Origin of the sequence: Pseudomonas sp. PDM25 (genome assembly GCF_019219045.1) — a bacterium.
GTDB lineage: Bacteria > Pseudomonadota > Gammaproteobacteria > Pseudomonadales > Pseudomonadaceae > Aquipseudomonas.
Genome location: NZ_JAHUWL010000010.1, coordinates 167,048 through 182,923 on the forward strand (window position 1 = coordinate 167,048; position 15,876 = coordinate 182,923).

15 protein-coding genes are annotated in these 15,876 nt (G+C 59.8%); 5 read left to right on the plus strand and 10 right to left on the minus strand.

Annotation, left to right across the window (positions count from 1 at the left end; all coding sequences use genetic code 11):
* Positions 1 to 85: 85 nt before the first annotated feature.
* The 5 genes from KW848_RS20155 to copC form a co-directional block, all read right to left on the minus strand.
* Positions 86 to 973 carry an SMP-30/gluconolactonase/LRE family protein gene (locus KW848_RS20155; RefSeq protein ID WP_218537855.1) on the minus strand — a complete coding sequence of 296 codons (888 nt, stop codon included), beginning with the start codon at positions 971 to 973 and terminating at the stop codon, positions 86 to 88.
* A gap of 53 nt (positions 974 to 1,026) precedes the next feature.
* Positions 1,027 to 1,851, minus strand: coding sequence for an NAD(P)-dependent oxidoreductase (locus KW848_RS20160; RefSeq protein WP_218537856.1), 825 nt, complete (start codon positions 1,849 to 1,851; stop codon positions 1,027 to 1,029).
* Between the two features lie 180 nt (positions 1,852 to 2,031).
* Positions 2,032 to 3,330 (minus strand): OprD family porin, encoded by a 1,299-nt coding sequence (locus KW848_RS20165; protein WP_218537857.1) that lies wholly within the window; start codon positions 3,328 to 3,330, stop codon positions 2,032 to 2,034.
* Positions 3,331 to 3,578: 248 nt separating this feature from the next.
* Positions 3,579 to 4,439 (minus strand): copper homeostasis membrane protein CopD, encoded by an 861-nt coding sequence (copD, locus tag KW848_RS20170; protein WP_218537858.1) that lies wholly within the window; start codon positions 4,437 to 4,439, stop codon positions 3,579 to 3,581.
* Positions 4,440 to 4,442: 3 nt separating this feature from the next.
* On the minus strand, positions 4,443 to 4,808 hold the full coding sequence (gene copC, locus KW848_RS20175) for a copper homeostasis periplasmic binding protein CopC (protein WP_111452237.1): 366 nt from the start codon (positions 4,806 to 4,808) through the stop codon (positions 4,443 to 4,445).
* A gap of 140 nt (positions 4,809 to 4,948) precedes the next feature.
* Here copC and KW848_RS20180 point away from each other — a divergent pair, with 140 nt between their 5' ends.
* Positions 4,949 to 5,569, plus strand: a complete 621-nt coding sequence (locus KW848_RS20180; RefSeq protein ID WP_008149783.1) for a TetR/AcrR family transcriptional regulator — start codon at positions 4,949 to 4,951, stop codon at positions 5,567 to 5,569.
* Between the two features lie 99 nt (positions 5,570 to 5,668).
* Here KW848_RS20180 and preA read toward each other — a convergent pair whose 3' ends face one another.
* From preA to hydA, 3 genes are all read right to left on the minus strand, one after another.
* Positions 5,669 to 6,943: an NAD-dependent dihydropyrimidine dehydrogenase subunit PreA gene (gene preA / locus KW848_RS20185; RefSeq protein ID WP_218537859.1), complete on the minus strand. Its 1,275-nt coding sequence runs from the start codon at positions 6,941 to 6,943 to the stop codon at positions 5,669 to 5,671.
* Positions 6,944 to 8,311, minus strand: coding sequence for an NAD(P)-dependent oxidoreductase (locus tag KW848_RS20190; RefSeq protein WP_192409525.1), 1,368 nt, complete (start codon positions 8,309 to 8,311; stop codon positions 6,944 to 6,946). It abuts the gene before it with no gap.
* 154 nt (positions 8,312 to 8,465) lie between these two features.
* Positions 8,466 to 9,905, minus strand: coding sequence for a dihydropyrimidinase (gene hydA, locus KW848_RS20195; protein WP_111452241.1), 1,440 nt, complete (start codon positions 9,903 to 9,905; stop codon positions 8,466 to 8,468).
* A 552-nt stretch (positions 9,906 to 10,457) separates the two neighbouring features.
* Here hydA and KW848_RS20200 point away from each other — a divergent pair.
* A complete protein-coding gene (locus KW848_RS20200) occupies positions 10,458 to 11,942 on the plus strand; it encodes an NCS1 family nucleobase:cation symporter-1 (protein WP_218537860.1) in 1,485 nt (494 codons plus the stop codon).
* Positions 11,943 to 12,108: 166 nt separating this feature from the next.
* Positions 12,109 to 13,392, plus strand: a complete 1,284-nt coding sequence (locus KW848_RS20205; RefSeq protein ID WP_111452244.1) for a Zn-dependent hydrolase — start codon at positions 12,109 to 12,111, stop codon at positions 13,390 to 13,392.
* 79 nt (positions 13,393 to 13,471) lie between these two features.
* Here KW848_RS20205 and KW848_RS20210 read toward each other — a convergent pair whose 3' ends face one another.
* On the minus strand, positions 13,472 to 13,885 hold the full coding sequence (locus KW848_RS20210) for a DUF6691 family protein (protein ID WP_111452245.1): 414 nt from the start codon (positions 13,883 to 13,885) through the stop codon (positions 13,472 to 13,474).
* Positions 13,886 to 13,887: 2 nt separating this feature from the next.
* On the minus strand, positions 13,888 to 14,322 hold the full coding sequence (locus KW848_RS20215; protein WP_111452246.1) for a YeeE/YedE family protein: 435 nt from the start codon (positions 14,320 to 14,322) through the stop codon (positions 13,888 to 13,890).
* Between the two features lie 172 nt (positions 14,323 to 14,494).
* Here KW848_RS20215 and KW848_RS20220 point away from each other — a divergent pair, with 172 nt between their 5' ends.
* Both KW848_RS20220 and sigJ read left to right on the plus strand, forming a co-directional pair.
* Positions 14,495 to 14,929 (plus strand): carboxymuconolactone decarboxylase family protein, encoded by a 435-nt coding sequence (locus tag KW848_RS20220; protein WP_111452247.1) that lies wholly within the window; start codon positions 14,495 to 14,497, stop codon positions 14,927 to 14,929.
* Positions 14,930 to 14,933: 4 nt separating this feature from the next.
* Complete coding sequence (sigJ, locus tag KW848_RS20225; protein WP_218537861.1) at positions 14,934 to 15,827, plus strand: RNA polymerase sigma factor SigJ; 894 nt, start codon at positions 14,934 to 14,936, stop codon at positions 15,825 to 15,827.
* Positions 15,828 to 15,876 lie beyond the last annotated feature (49 nt).

Sequence of the window (15,876 nt, forward strand, 5' to 3'; positions counted from 1 at the left end):
CTCTAATGTAAGAACACCGCTGGGCCCTGCTGCCCTGTGGTGAGGGGATAAATCCCCTCACCACAGGGCAGCTGCTACACGGGGTTTATGCCTTGAACAACGGCTCCGGCAAACCTTTCACCCCGGGATTGAGGGCGAACACACCGCCGGCCAGTGACTGCTCGTCATGGTCGTCGCCGGGGCGGATCGAGGTCACGAACAGGGTGTCCAGGCGACTGCCGCCGAAGGCGCACATGCTCGGTTTTTTTACCGGTACGGCAAGGGAACGGTCCAGTCGGCCGTCGGGGGTAAAACGGTGAATCAGCCCGGCGTCATTGGCGCAAATCCAGTAGCAGCCTTCGGCATCGACCGCGGCGCCATCGGGACGACCAGCGAACTGATTCATGTCGACGAACAGCCGTCGGTTGGACGGCGTGCCGCTGTCAGTGTCGTAATCAAAGGCCCAGATTTGCTGGACCAGGGGATGAGAGTCAGACAGGTACATCGTCCGCCCATCCGGGCTGAAACCCAGGCCGTTGGGCACGATAAACCCGCTGAGCTGCGCCTCGACTGGCCCGCGTTGCCCGGCGCTATAACGGTAAAGCATGCCGTCGGCAGCGTTGGCGCCCATGTTCAGCACCATGCTGCCAGCCCAGAAACGCCCCTGACGATCACAGCGACCGTCGTTCAGGCGCATGTCTGTGCGGGTGTGTTCGACCGGTGCCAGAAGATTGCTGTCGAGGCTGCCATCGTTATGCGGGTGCAGATGAAAGAACCCGCTTTCCATCCCGGCAACCCAGCCGCCGTCGCGGTGACGTGCAATGCAGGCGAGCATCTGCGGTGCTCTCCAGGCGTGGACATGGCCGGTGTCGGCGCTCCAGCGCTGAAGTCCGCCAGCAGGAATATCGACCCAATACAGGGCGTTTTCCTCAGGCACCCAGACCGGGCATTCACCGACTGCGTTGCGCGCATCGACAATCAATTCGGCTTGCATGACAGCTCATCCCCTCGGGTTTTTGTTGTCGGGATCAAGTGAGGTACGCGGGTTCAGTCGCCGAACGGGCCGGACGCGACAAACGCTCCACCCTGATAGACCCGTGCCGGGTCATCAGCAGCTGGCATCGGTTGGGCTTCGACTTTTTCGCGGAACACTTCGGAGCTGTCCTGAGGTTCATAACCCAGGCAGGTGGCGAAACGGTTGTCCCACCAGACGTTCTTGTTGTCGGACATGCCGTAGACCACGGTGTGACCGACATCAGGGGCATACAGCGCACATTCGAGCAATTGAGTCAGATCGCCGAAGCTCAACCAGGTGCTCATCATTCGGCGGTTCAGCGGTTCCGCGAACGAGGAGCCGATGCGCACGCTGACGGTTTCGATGCCGTAGCGATCGAAGTAGAAACTGGCCATGTCTTCGCCATAGGACTTGGACAAGCCGTAGTAGCTGTCCGGGCGGCGAGGGGAGTGGGCGTCGATGACTTCATCCTGCTTATAGAAGCCGATCACGTGGTTGGAACTGGCGAAAATCACCCGCTTCACACCATGGCGGCGAGCGGCTTCATAAATGTGGAACACACCGCATATATTGGCGCCGAGGATCTCTTCGAAAGAGTGCTCCGTCGACACGCCACCAAAGTGCAGGATCGCGTCCACGCCTTCAACCAGCTGATGGACTGCTTGCTTGTCTGCCAGGTCGCAGGGCACGACTTCTTCACGGTCATCGATGGCCGGGGCGATGTCGGCGATGTCCGACAGGCGAATCACATTGGCGTAGGGGCGCAGGCGTTCGCGCAGGACTTTGCCGAGGCCGCCGGCGGCACCGGTCAGGAGGAGACGATTGAAAGGGGCGCGGGCGTTAGTTTTGATGGTCATGGAAGTCCCTGAACAAGCAGTCATTGTTATTGAATTTGTTGTAGGTTGTCGTACGACTAGATCGAAGTATCGTTAGGGTCTCAGGCCGTTGTCAACGCGGCATCGGTTGAAATTGACGGAGGGTCATCCCTTACCCCCTAGCCACAGTGGTTGAGTCAGCCTTGCAAAAGATGTTCGCCTTTAGAGCAACGAGATCGGGTAGTTGATGATAATGCGGTTTTCGTCGAATTCGTTGGTGCTGAAGTCCTTACGGATCGACGCATTACGCCATTTGACGTTGAGGTTCTTCAGCACGCCGCTCTGCACGGTGTAAGCCAGTTCTGACTCGCGGCCCCATTCCTTGCCGTCGGTGATGTTGCCTGTGTGTACGTTATCGCCGCTGATGTAGCGGTTCATCATTGTCAGGCCGGGAATTCCAAGTGCCACAAAATTGTAGTCGTGGCGCAGCTGCCAGGATCGTTCCTTGGCGTTGTCGTAGCTGGAGTTGTAGCTGTCGTTGGCCAGGGTGCCGCCGCTGGTGCCGTTGACCCGCATCCAGACATCGTCGCCGGTGAGTTTTTGCAGGCCGACAAAGAAGGTGTTGCCGCCATATTTGGCCGAGAGCATGGCGAACGCGGTTTTGTTGTCGAGGTCGCCGGCCAGGGCGCTGCCGTCTTCCTTGCCGATGAAGTAACCAAGGTTGGCGCCGAGGGTCCAGTCGCCGAGGGGCTGGCTGTGGCTCAGGTTGAAATACTGCTGCTGATAAATGTCGCTGAGTTGCGCGTACCAGACGCCGACCTGGGTGCGCTTCTCGTTGAACGCATATTCACCGCCGCCAAAGTTGAAACGGTCCGAGGTGAAGGCCGCCGATTTGCCGTTCATGAACATGTCTTCCATGCTCGCATCGTTGCGCGGGCTGTTGGCGCGGAACTGGCCGCCGTAGAGCGTCAGGCCACTGATCTCGGTGGACGTCACCTGTCCACCGCGAAAGGTTTGCGGCAGGGAGCGGCCGTCGTCGGAGCGCAGGATCGGCAACACTGGCATCCATTCGCCGACCTTCAATTCGGTTTTCGAAACTTTACCTTTCAGCGCCACACCCAGGCGCCCGAAGTTGTCGGCAGGGCGGCCATCGTCATGAATCGGCAGCAACGAGGTGCCGCGCGTGCCTTTGCCACCGTCGAGTTTTTCCGAGTACAGGCCCAGCACATCCATACCGAAACCGACGGGACCCTGGGTGAATCCGGATTTGGCATCGAGGATGAAGCTTTGGGTCCACTCTTCAGCCTTGCCCTGCGGGTAGGCCGGGTTCGTGAAGTTGCGGTTGATGTAGAAGTTGCGCAGGTTCAGCGTGGCTTTGGCGTCATCGACGAAACCTTCGGCATGGCTGGTCATGGGCAGGGCGAGGGCCAGGCTGCTGCAACCGATCAGGCTCAGGGTGTGACGGCGTGCGAAGGTTGGGCGAGGGGTGCAGACGGAGGAATTGCGGACGAGCTTGCTCACAGTGACGCTCCCGTGTTTCTTGTTGTTTTTATTTTTCGTTATACGTCGTCGTACAACATCGGGGCGGATTATTTGCAAGTGTTACGGGGAATGTCAATCAGAAGTTGTACGATGACATGGCTCGGTCAGGCGTATATCGAACAACCCTGTGGGAGCGGGCTTGCTCGCGAAAGCGGTATGTCAGTCAGCCAATGTGTTGAATGTGACGCCGCCTTCGCGAGCAAGCCCGCTCCCACATTGGATTGTGTTTAGCTCACGATCATCGGGGGCATGGTGCCCAGAAGTGAAACCGCTGCCACCGCTCCCATCCCAAGCAACCATTCGAAGATGACGCTGCTTTTCAGAGCAGTCGGACGCTGCTCGCAATCGTTGATCCGCAGCCGATTGAACAACGCCAATCCCAGCATCGCGGCGACCAGCACAACCTTGATCAACAGTATCAGCGCAAACCCGGACAGCAACGGCGTCGGCCAGAACTGCCCGGTGAGTACCCGCACGTTGATCAAACCGGTCATCACCAACCCCGCCACCAAGACGTAACCCATGCCGCTGAAGCGTTGCAAGGTCGCCTTGATGGAATGCACTGTCGGCTGCCGCAGGATCATCACCAACACCATCAAACCGCCGAGCCAGGCGCCGACGCAGGTCAGGTGAATGATTTGATTGAGGATCAACAATTGGCCGTTGAGGCCATCGAGCATGGCCCCGTGGCCGACCGGGGCGAGGGTGGCCAGCAGCAGGCTGGCGAGGCCGATTCGCAGGGGCAGGTTTGCACGCAAGGGTGTCATCAATAGCGCGACCAACAACGCATTGAGCAGCAAGTGCCAGCGCCAGACCTGGCCGAAAAATGTATTGCCCAGCACCAGTCGCAGGGTCGTCGGATCGAATGCCGCTTCCCACGAACCGGCCATGCTGGCGGTGATCAGCAGCAACCAGCTAACGCCAGTGACCAACGCCACCGCCGCCAGCCAGCGGGTTGTTTTCGTCAGTCGCTGATCCAGATGTCCAGCGTCGCCATTGACCAGCAGAGGCCTGAACACCCACGCACCGAACAGCATCAGCACGACGGTGAAATGCACAAAGCGGCACAGCACCAGCGCGCTCGTCATGAATTACTGGCCAACCTTGAAGCTATAGGCGCCTTCGCTTTTGTGGGTATCGACCGACACCGCGTGCCATTCGACTTTGTAGGCACCCGCTGCCAATGGTGCGGCCGGGGTGACGACCAGGGTTTTCTTGTCGCTGCCTTCGGTGGCGAGGCTCTTCACCGGCACGTTACTGCCGTCCTTGCTGATCGTAACTTTGGAAAAGGTTGCTTCAACGCCTTCGGAAAACACCAGGCGCAGTTCCGACGGTGCGCCCACCGTGCTGTCGGCGGCCGGGGTCTGGGCTTTCAGATGGGCGTGAGCAAATACCGATGAAGCGACGAACAGCGAGCCGAGCAGGGCGACGGTGGTCAGGGTTTTCTTGAGCAGCATCGTGGAACACCTCTGAGGCGGGTTCGAAAAGGCGCTCAGTCTACCTGCGAGAAGCTGGCTGTACGAAGTTTCGTTTTCCCTTGTCGCCGCGAGGTAGAGCGGATGCTAGTCTTGAGCAACGCTGTTGTCAGGGAGCCCTCATGGGCAATCACAAGATCGAGATTCGTCGCAGTAACGTCGAAAAAATTCTGTTGGGAGCCGAAAAGGTTTTCGCCGAAAAAGGTTTCGGTGGCACCGCCATGGCCGACATCGCCGCCGAAGTGCAACTGCCGCGCTCCAACCTCCATTACTACTTCAGTACCAAGAGTGAGCTGTACAGCGCCGTGCTGTTGGGTTTGCTGGAAGTGTGGAAACAGGACGCGCTGTGCTTCGAGATGTTCGACGACCCGCGCGTGGTGCTCAGCAGCTACATCCGCGCCAAGATGAACCACTCCCGCAGCCGGCCTTACGGCTCCAAAGTCTGGGCCAACGAAATCATCCACGGCGCGCCGACCCTGGGCGAGAAACTGGACGTCAGTCTGTACGACTGGGCCAAGATGAAAGAAGCGAAAATTCGCCAGTGGGTGGATGACAAACGCATCCTGCCGGTGGAACCTTCGAGCCTGCTGTACATGATCTGGGCGTCGACCCAGCACTACGCCGACTTTGATCATCAGGTGAATATTCTGAATGACCATCAACCGTTGTCGGACATGCAGTTCGAGCGGGCGGTGCAGACGGTGACGAGTGTGATCTTGCGGGGGATTGGATTAGAACCTTGAAGCTTGCGGAGCAGCTGCCGCCCTCATCGCGAGCAGGCTCGCTCCCACATTTGAAATGCATTCCAATGTGGGAGTGAGCCTGCTCGCGATGGCGTCCGTTCAGACTGCCACGTGGTAAGGATTGCGCGGATCATGATTCCAATCCAGAAACGGCTTCCCGTTCTCCATCGGCACCATCTCGATACAATCCTGCACCGGGCACGTGATCTGGCACAGATTGCACCCCACGCACTCATCATCAATCACTTCATATTTGTGCGTCCCGTCCGCCTGCTTCAGGCTCGCAACCGCCTGGTGCGAAGTGTCTTCGCAAGCAATGTGGCAACGACCGCAACCAATGCAGGCCTCCTGGTCAATTTTGGCAATCACCTGATAGTTAATGTCCAGGTACTTCCAGTCCGTGGTGTTGCCCACCGCACGCCCGGAAAAATCGGACACGCTGGCATAGCCCTGACTGTCCATCCAGCGTGACAACCCGTCCTTCATCTCCTCGACAATCCGGAAGCCATGCAGCATCGCCGCCGTGCACACCTGCACCGAGCCGCTGCCCAGCGCGATGAATTCCGCCGCGTCGCGCCAGCTGCTGATGCCGCCAATGCCGGAGATCGGCAGGCCTTGGGTCTGTGGATCGCGGGCGATTTCGGCGACCATGTTCAGCGCAATCGGCTTCACCGCCGAACCGCAATAACCGCCGTGGGTGCTTTGACTGCCCACGGCGGGATTGGCGACCATGCGCTCCAGGTTGACGCTGGTGATCGAGTTGATCGTGTTGATCAACGACACCGCATCCGCACCACCGCGATGGGCGGCGCGGGCGGCGACGCGAATGTCGGTGATGTTCGGCGTGAGCTTGACGATCACCGGCAGCGAGCAATATGTCTTGCACCAACGGGTGACCTGCTCGACATACTCCGGCACCTGGCCGACCGCCGCGCCCATGCCGCGCTCCGGCATACCGTGCGGGCAACCGAAGTTCAGTTCGATGCCATCGGCGCCGGTGGCTTCCACCAGAGGCAGGATGCTTTTCCAGGATTCTTCGACGCAGGGCACCATCAGCGACACGATCAGCGCGCGGTCCGGCCAGTCCTTTTTGACCTGAGTGATTTCCCGCAGGTTGATCTCCAGCGAGCGATCGGTGATCAGCTCGATGTTGTTGAAACCCACCACTTCGCGGTTGGCACCGAAGTGCGCCGAGTAACGCGACGACACGTTGACCGCCGCCGGGTCTTCACCCAGGGTTTTCCAGACCACGCCACCCCAGCCGGCCTCGAAGGCGCGAACCACGTTGTAGGCTTTGTCGGTCGGTGGCGCGGAGGCCAGCCAGAACGGATTGGGGGCTTTGATGCCGGCGAAGACAATCGAGAGATCGGCCATTTACGCAGCCTCCACGTTGAGCATGAGTTGGGCGTTGATCGCCTCGGCGGCCCGTTTGCCGTGCTGCACGGCCTGCACGGTGAGGTCCTGATCGAGACTGGTGCAGTCGCCGCCGGCGTACACGCCGGGGATGCTGGTGCGCAGGTTTTCGTCCACTTGAATCCGCTCGCCTTGACGCTTGAGCTCCCGGGCCAGTGGGTCGGCGAGGGCGCTGGCGTCGAAGGCCTGGCCAATGGCTTTGAAGATGGCGTCTGCGGCCAGTTCGAAGGTTTCGCCGGTGGTTTGCAGGCGACCTTCGACTAACCCTGTACGGGCGAAGCGCATGCCGCGTACTTGGCCTTGATCATCGAGTAGCACTTCTTCAGGTTGAGCCCACGTCAACAGGCGCACCTGATTGGCCTTGGCGATGTCCTGTTCGTGGCCGGTGGCGCCCATTTCATCGACACCGCGGCGGTACACCAGATTGACGTCGCGTGCTCCGAGGCGAGCCATTTGCACGGCCATGTCGATGGCGGTGTTGCCGGCGCCCAAAACGATACAACGGTCAGCGAGGGGGAGTTGGGTCAGGTCATCGGCCTGACGCAGTTCGCGGATGTAGTCAGTAGCGGCGAGCAGGCCCGGTGCATCTTCATGGGCTAGCCCCAGCTGTTTGCTGGCGGCCAGGCCCAGCCCAAGGAACACCGCATCGAACTGCTGATGCAGATCGCTGAGGGTCAGGTTCTCTCCAAGTTTCTGCCCGTGGCGGATTTCGATTCCGCCGATTTCCAATAGAAATTCAAGTTCCTTCTGCGCGTAATCGTCAACCAGTTTGTACTTGGCGATCCCATATTCGTTGAGGCCGCCAGCCTTTTCCCGCGCCTCGAAAATCACCACGTCATGACCGTGCATGGCACTGCGGTGAGCGCAGGACAACCCGGCCGGACCGGCGCCGACCACGGCGATGCGCTTTCCGGTTGAGGCAGCACGTGTGAAGGGGTGTTCGCTGAAGTGTGCGTTGTCGACGGCGTAACGCTGCAACAGGCCGATCAGCACGGGGGCGCATTCATGGTCGTTGTTGCGCACGCAGGCTTGCTGGCAAAGCACTTCCGTCGGGCACACCCGGGCGCAACTGCCGCCGAGGATGTTTGCCGAGAGGATTTTCTGCGCGGCGCCCTGAACGTTTTCCTGATGGATATTGCGGATGAACGACGGAATGTCGATCTCGCTTGGACAGGCATTCACGCACGGCGCGTCGTAGCAATACAGACAGCGCGAGGCTTCCAGATGGGCCTGGCGGTCGTTGAGCGGTGGCGCCAGATCGGTGAAATGGCCGGCGAGGGCGGCCGCATTCTCGTGCGGATGCGGGAGGTGGTTCAGGGTCTTGATCACAGTGTTGGCCTCACGGTTATTGAGGTACTGCCTCTGATGGGCATTGAGTTTTTCGTCGTCAGGGCTGCCGCCTTCGCGAGCAAGCCCGCTCCCACATTTGAAATGCATTCCCCTGTGGGAGCGGGCTTGCTCGCGAAGGCCGAAGGCCTCGATTTCAGCGTTTCACCGCTGTCGGCCTGTTCAACTCAGCCCGCTTGCTCAGCAAATCAAACACCGCCGGATACGCCGGCCGCTCGACATACCGCCCGGCACCGCGCTCGGCGCGCAAATCACCATCGGCCCACACCACCCGACCCTGGCTGACGGTGTGGCTCGGCACACCGCGCACGGTCTTGCCTTCGAAGATGTTGAAGTCCACTTGCTGATGGTGAGTCTGTGCTGAAATCGTCCGCGTACCTTCCGGATCCCACAGCACCAGGTCCGCGTCCGCACCCACGCGAATCGCGCCTTTGCGCGGGTAGAGGTTGAAGATTTTCGCGGTGTTGGTGGAGGTGAGCGCCACGAAGTGCTGCATCGACAAACGCCCGGTGTTCACCCCTTCATCCCAGAGCACTGCCATGCGGTCTTCGATACCGGCCGTGCCATTGGGGATCTTGCTGAAGTCGTCGCGGCCAGCCGCTTTTTGCTCGGCACAGAAGCAGCAGTGGTCGGTGGCGGTGGTGTGCAGGTTGCCCGATTGCAAACCGTGCCAAAGCGCCTCTTGATGTCCGCGCGGACGAAAGGGCGGGCTCATCACGTAACCGGCGGCGGTCTGCCAGTCCGGGTGTTGATAGACGCTGTCGTCCAGCAGCAAATGCCCGGCCAGGACTTCGCCGTAGACTTGTTGGCCCTTGCTGCGGGCGTAGGTGATTTCGTCCAGGGCTTCCTTGGTCGAGACGTGCACCAGGTACAGCGGCGTGCCCAGGGTTTCGGCGATGCGGATCGCCCGACTGGCCGCTTCACCTTCCACCTGCGAAGGGCGCGACAACGGATGCGCCTCCGGGCCGGTCATGCCTTGGGCCATCAATTTGCGTTGCAGGTGATAGACCAGCTCACCGTTTTCCGCATGCACGGTCGGCACGGCGCCCAATTCCAGGCAGCGCTCGAAACTCGCAACCAAAGTGTCGTCGGCGGCCATGATCGCGTTCTTGTAGGCCATGAAATGCTTGAAGCTGTTGACCCCGTGTTGGCTGACCAGCTCGGCCATTTCCTCGCGCACCTGTTCGCTCCACCAGGTGATCGCGACGTGGAAACCGTAATCCGACGCCGACTTCTCGGCCCAGCCGCGCCACTGGTGAAAGGCTTCCATCAAGGATTGCTGCGGATTGGGAATCACAAAGTCGATGATCGACGTCGTGCCACCGGCAAGTCCTGCCGCGGTGCCACTGAAGAAGTCTTCACTGGCCACCGTGCCCATGAAGGGCAGTTGCATGTGCGTGTGCGGATCGATGCCGCCGGGCATCAAGTATTGGCCGCTGCCGTCGAGCACTTCGGCACCCGCCGGAACATCAAGGTTTTCGCCGATGGCTTTGATCACGCCGTCGGCGCAATAGACGTCGGCGCGATAACTTTCATCATGGGTAATAACGGTGGCGCCACGGATCAACAGAGACATTCCGAGTTCCTCGCAGGCAATGACCGACTGGTGCCGGTTCTAAATGTTTTATATGAAGCCTGCGCAAACAGGTGTATTCCTGTCAGCGCTGTCAGGAATAAACGCTAGTCTGAGTTTGAGGATTGAGCAAGAATATTTTTTATAAGCTTATATCTGTTTTAAGTGACTGATAATTAACAATTAAATACTTTGATCACCAAAATGGTGAGGCCTCTCACCATTTTGACGCACTTGACAGGTTGTAAAAATAGGCGAGATTTCTTATGTGAAATCAGCCGCTTGAGGATGGTCTATGGTTGATGCGCGACGTTGAAAAAAAGTGGTGTGCACCAGATTGAGTCCTGACTGTTCGGACAACTTGCCTGGCATTTGGCCTGAGTGAACAAGCAAGTAACCGATGACTCATCGGCTATTTAAATAAAACTGATAAACATCAGTTGGTTACAAAGTTTTTATGGAACTGCCCGATGCGCAAACGGGGTAACCGGCACGTTAATTGATGCCGCCAGCCCCTGATGAGCAAAAAATAATTCAAAGAACAGTGGAGCGGCCATGCAACAGATCAGATCGCAAGTGACCGAGCGCGACGGCTTGTTTGAGCTCGAAGCCGGCAGTGATGTCCTCGACAGCCCCCGTTTCAACCACGACATGGCACCGACCAAGGTGCGCGAACGCACCTGGAACAAATGGCACATCACCGCGCTATGGATTGGCATGGCGGTCTGCGTGCCGACCTACACCCTCGGCGGCGTGCTCACCGCGTATTTTGGCCTGAGCGTCGGCGAAGCGCTGCTGGCGATTCTGTTCGCCAACATCATCGTCCTGATCCCGTTGACCCTGAACGCCTTTCCCGGCACCAAATACGGCATCCCGTTTCCGGTGTTGTTGCGTTCGTCCTTCGGCATCCTCGGCTCCAACATTCCATGCCTGATCCGGGCGCTGGTGGCGTGTGGCTGGTTCGGCATTCAGACGATGTTCGGCGGGCTGGCCATTCACCTGTTTCTCGGCTCGGTGTTCGACGGTTGGAAATCCCTTGGCGGTACCGGTGAAGTGATCGGGTTCATGATGTTCTGGGCCTTGAACCTGTGGGTGGTGATACGCGGTGCGGACTCGATCAAATGGCTGGAAACCCTCTCGGCGCCGTTGTTGATATTGGTGGGTGTGGGCCTGTTGGTATGGGCGATGCCGAACGTGTCGATGACTGAGTTGCTGGCGATCCCGGCCAAACGTCCGGAAGGCGCGAGCGTGGTCAGTTACTTTGCCGCCGGGCTGACCGCCATGGTCGGGTTCTGGGCCACCTTGTCCCTGAACATTCCGGATTTCAGCCGCTATGCGAAAAGCCAGAAGGATCAGATCGTCGGGCAGATTATCGGCTTGCCCCTGACCATGTTTCTGTTCGCCTCCCTCGGCGTGGTGATGACCGCCGCCTCGGTAAAACTGGTGGGCGTCACCGTCTCCGATCCGGTCACCCTGATCGGTCATATCCAGAGCCCGGTCTGGGTCGCACTGGCCATGGCGCTGATCATCATCGCCACGCTGTCGACCAACACGGCGGCCAACATTGTTTCGCCGACCAACGATTTCCAGAACGTCGCCCCCAAGCTCATCAACCGCACCACAGCGGTGATGCTCACCGGCCTAGTCGGCTTGGCGCTGATGGCCCATGAGCTGTTGAAGAAGCTCGGTTTGATCGTCTCGGATTTAAGCCTGGAGACGGTGTATTCCAACTGGTTGCTGGGTTATTCGAGCCTGTTGGGCCCGATCGCCGGGATCATGGTGGTGGACTATTTCCTGATCAAGAAACAGCAACTGGACCTGGCCGGCCTCTATCGCGATGACGTTTACCCTGCGTGGAACTGGTTAGGGTTTATCGCGTTCGGTGTGCCGGTGGCGCTGACGCTGCTGTCGCTCGGCAGCAATGCATTCAGTTGGTTCTACGACTATGGCTGGTTCACCGGCTCGGTGCTGGGTGGGCTGATTTATTACGGGTTGTGCTCGATGCGGCCCAGCCCGTCTGTTGCGAAATCTCCGGTGTGAATACGGGCCTCTTCGCGGGCAAGCCCGCTCCCACAGGGATTGAGGTCGTACACAAATGCTGTGTACACCCGATTCACTGTGGGAGCGGGCTTGCCCGCGAAGACGGCCTCGAATACACCCAAGAAATGCCTGAAGAAACCTATAACAACTGCCTGAGGAGATCATCATGAACGCTGCCGTAGACGTTCTGCAGTCCACCCATCAGCACATCAACCGCGACCGCTTGTGGCAGTCGCTCATGGACCTGGCCAAGCTCGGCGCCACGGTCAAGGGCGGCGTCTGTCGCCTGGCCCTGACCGACCTCGACCGCCAGGCCCGGGACATTTTCGTCAACTGGTGCGAGGAGGCCGGCTGCACCGTCAGCATCGACGCCGTCGGCAACATCTTCGCCCGCCGCCCCGGCCGCAACCCAAACCTGCCACCAGTGATGACCGGCAGCCACATCGACACCCAACCCACCGGCGGCAAGTTTGACGGCTGCTTCGGCGTACTGGCCGGCGTCGAAGTGCTGCGCACCCTCAATGACCTCGGCGTGGAAACCGAAGCGCCGCTGGAAGTCGTGGTCTGGACCAACGAGGAAGGCTCACGCTTCGCTCCGTGCATGATGGGCTCCGGTGTATTTGCAGAAAAATTCACCCTCGAAGAAACCCTGGCCAAGGTCGATGCCGAGGGCGTCACCGTTGGTGAAGCCTTGAATGCCATTGGCTATGCTGGCGAGCGCAAAGTCAGCGGGCATGCGGTCGGCGCCTATTTTGAGGCCCATATCGAACAAGGCCCGATCCTTGAAGACGAACACAAAACCATCGGTGTGGTGATGGGCGCCCTCGGGCAGAAATGGTTCGACCTGAAACTGCGCGGCGTCGAAGCCCACGCCGGCCCGACACCGATGCACCTGCGCAAGGACGCCCTGGTCGGCGCCGCGGTGATCGTCGGTGCAGTCAACCGCGCAGCCCTCGGCCATCAACCCCACGCCTGCGGCACCGTCGGCTGTCTGCAAGCCTATCCCGGCTCGCGCAACGTCATCCCCGGCGAAGTGCGCATGACCCTGGACTTCCGGCATCTGGAACCGGCGCGGCTGGACTCGATGATCGCCGAAGTCCGCGAAGTCATCGAAACCACCTGCGAGGAACACGGCCTGACCTTCGAACTCACACCCACTGCGGACTTCCCGCCGCTGTACTTCGACAAGGGTTGCGTCGAAGCGGTACGCGGTGCCGCTCAAGGGTTGGGCCTGTCGCACATGGACATCGTCAGCGGAGCAGGGCACGACGCAATCTTCCTCGCCGAACTCGGCCCGGCCGGGATGATCTTCGTACCGTGCGAAGGCGGCATCAGCCACAACGAAATCGAAAACGCCGCGCCGGATGACCTGGCGGCCGGGTGTGCGGTGTTGTTGCGGGCGATGCTGGCGGCGTCGGCGGCGATTGCCAGCGGAGAATTGGCGGCCTGAAACGCAAAAAACCGTAGCCTTCGGCAATGAGTGCGCCGCCGAAGGCTACGACTTCTAGAGGTAAACCTGGCGAGGCGATTTAACGACGCGCTTGCAACAGGCTGAATAGCAACATCCCCGCCAGCATGGCAATCGCAAACACCCACGCCTGCCAATGCCCCGTCGGCAACAGCACCAGCGCCGGCCCGGGGCAGATGCCCGCAATGCCCCAACCGACCCCGAACAGCAAACTGCCACCGATCAAGCGTCGATCCAGTTCACGACTGACCGGCAACTGCATAGGCTCCCCCAGCAATGACTTGGATTGTTTCATGGCCCAGTGAAACGGCACCCAGGCCACGGCAATCGCCCCGATCATCACCAGCGCCAGGGAGGGATCCCACAGACCGGCGATATCGAGAAACCCCAGTACTTTGGCCGGATTGGCCATGCCGGCCAACAGCAGGCCGATGCCGAACAACAGGCCGGCGAGGAAAGCCGTGAGTTTTTTCATGTTCAAAACCCCAGTAGATGGCGCAGCACAAACACGGTCACAAAGCCCGCGAACATGAAGCTCAACGTTGCGACGATGGAGCGTGGTGACAGCCGCGAGATACCGCACACCCCGTGGCCACTGGTGCAACCAGAGCCATAACGGGTGCCGATGCCGACGCACAGTCCGGCGATGATCAACCCGACGATGCCGGACTTGAATTCAATGGTCGGCCACACCTGAAACAGCGCCCACAATAGGGGCGCCGCCAGTAGTCCGAGGATGAACAAGGCTTTTTCGCCCCGTCCCGAATCACCTGGCGATAGCAGACTGCCGAGCAATCCACTAATCCCGGCGACCCGTCCATTGGCCATGACCATCACGCTGGCCGCCACGCCGATCAACGCTCCGCCTGCCAACGCGGACCAAGGTGTGAAATGCAGCGTATCCAGCATCATGGCAACTCTCCAGGCAGGTAAGGGACAACATTAAATCACTCTTTTACCTGAGCTTAGGGCAGCCGCCGCGAGAAGGCGCTACGACCAAAAGATCAAAGTTTTTATCGGCGCGTCACAAACCATAACGCTGGATCGTCATCTCGTTGAATCCCCCAAACAGTGGAGCAACACGATGTCGTCCAATACCCAACCGGTCAACCTGCTGCAATCGATTCCTCAGGTGTTCGAAAGCCTGACCCAGGTCCATGTCACCCTCGACAGCCACGATCTGGACCCAACCCTCAAACACTTGCTGCACCTGCGTGCCTCGCAGATCAACCAATGCGGTTTCTGCGTGAAGATGCACACCCGCGAGGCCCGTGACGCCAATGAAACCAACGAGCGGCTGGACCGCCTGATCGTCTGGCGCCACGTCAGTGATTTCAGCGCCGCCGAACGCGCCGCCCTGGCCTGGACCGAAGCCCTGACCGTCCTCGATGAAAAGACCGACTACGCCAGCCTGCGCGGTGACTTGCGCGACCACTTCAATGACGCGCAAATCGGTGCCTTGACGGCCGAGATCGGCATGATCAACCTGTGGAACCGTTTGCAGGTGTCGAGGCACTGATTTGATGAACTCCGCTGAAAACGCCGCCGCTGTGTTCGAGCAGCGCCGGCCCTTTTTGCTCGGTCTGGCGTATCGCATCCTCGGCTCCCGCGCCGAAGCCGAGGATGTCGTGCAAGAGCTGTTCATCAAATGGCTGGAGGCCGACCGCGCCGCCATTGCCACGCCGGCCGCCTGGCTGACCACGGCGTGCACCCGGCACTGCATCGATTTGCTGCGCTCTGCTCACACGTCGCGGGTTGATTACATCGGCACCTGGCTGCCGGAACCGATTCACACCACCCATCACGATTCACCCGAACACCGGCATGAACTGGCCTCGTCGCTGTCCACCGCGTTCCTGTTGCTGTTGGAGCGTTTAACCCCCAAGGAGCGTGCGGCGTACCTGCTCTACGAAATCTTCGACATGGATTACGCGCAAGTCGCGAATGCGGTCGGGGTTCAAGAGGCTGCCTGCCGCAAACTGGTGTCCCGGGCCAAGGCCAGCCTCGGCAGCGGGCACACGCGCTTTCAGCCGGAACCGGCGCGTCAGGACCAGTTGCTCAACGCCTTCCATAGCGCCATCGCCAGCGGCTCGACCAACGCTCTGATGGCGATGCTGAGCGAAGACGTCGAACTCTGCGCCGACAGCGGCGGCAAGGCCTCGGCGATCCGCGAAACGTTGTCTGGCATGTCCAGCGTGCTGGATTTCATTGGCCAGTCGTTGCACGTCTATTGGCAGACTTGCGAATGGCTGCCCAGCGAAATCAATGGTGCTCAAGGCGTGATCATCAAGACGGACGGGGTCATCACTGCGTCGATGACCTTTGGTTTTGATGAAGGGGGGCGGGTGAGCCGGATTTTCATCATGCGTAACCCGGAGAAGTTGGCGGGGTTGCAGGATTTGTTGGATGTGCAGTGACGCAGTGCAGCGGCGTTGTGCCCCAGAGCGAAGGGATTTGCAATATTGA

Coding starts and splice junctions, on each gene's coding strand:
- preA (WP_218537859.1), bottom strand. CDS start 6,943: ATGGCCGATCTCTCGATTGTCTTCGCCGGCATCAAAGCCCCCAATCCG.
- KW848_RS20180 (WP_008149783.1), top strand. CDS start 4,949: ATGGGCAATCACAAGATCGAGATTCGTCGCAGTAACGTCGAAAAAATT.
- KW848_RS20160 (WP_218537856.1), bottom strand. CDS start 1,851: ATGACCATCAAAACTAACGCCCGCGCCCCTTTCAATCGTCTCCTCCTG.
- copD (WP_218537858.1), bottom strand. CDS start 4,439: ATGACGAGCGCGCTGGTGCTGTGCCGCTTTGTGCATTTCACCGTCGTG.
- sigJ (WP_218537861.1), top strand. CDS start 14,934: ATGAACTCCGCTGAAAACGCCGCCGCTGTGTTCGAGCAGCGCCGGCCC.
- KW848_RS20215 (WP_111452246.1), bottom strand. CDS start 14,322: ATGATGCTGGATACGCTGCATTTCACACCTTGGTCCGCGTTGGCAGGC.
- copC (WP_111452237.1), bottom strand. CDS start 4,808: ATGCTGCTCAAGAAAACCCTGACCACCGTCGCCCTGCTCGGCTCGCTG.
- hydA (WP_111452241.1), bottom strand. CDS start 9,905: ATGTCTCTGTTGATCCGTGGCGCCACCGTTATTACCCATGATGAAAGT.
- KW848_RS20155 (WP_218537855.1), bottom strand. CDS start 973: ATGCAAGCCGAATTGATTGTCGATGCGCGCAACGCAGTCGGTGAATGC.
- KW848_RS20220 (WP_111452247.1), top strand. CDS start 14,495: ATGTCGTCCAATACCCAACCGGTCAACCTGCTGCAATCGATTCCTCAG.
- KW848_RS20205 (WP_111452244.1), top strand. CDS start 12,109: ATGAACGCTGCCGTAGACGTTCTGCAGTCCACCCATCAGCACATCAAC.
- KW848_RS20210 (WP_111452245.1), bottom strand. CDS start 13,885: ATGAAAAAACTCACGGCTTTCCTCGCCGGCCTGTTGTTCGGCATCGGC.
- KW848_RS20200 (WP_218537860.1), top strand. CDS start 10,458: ATGCAACAGATCAGATCGCAAGTGACCGAGCGCGACGGCTTGTTTGAG.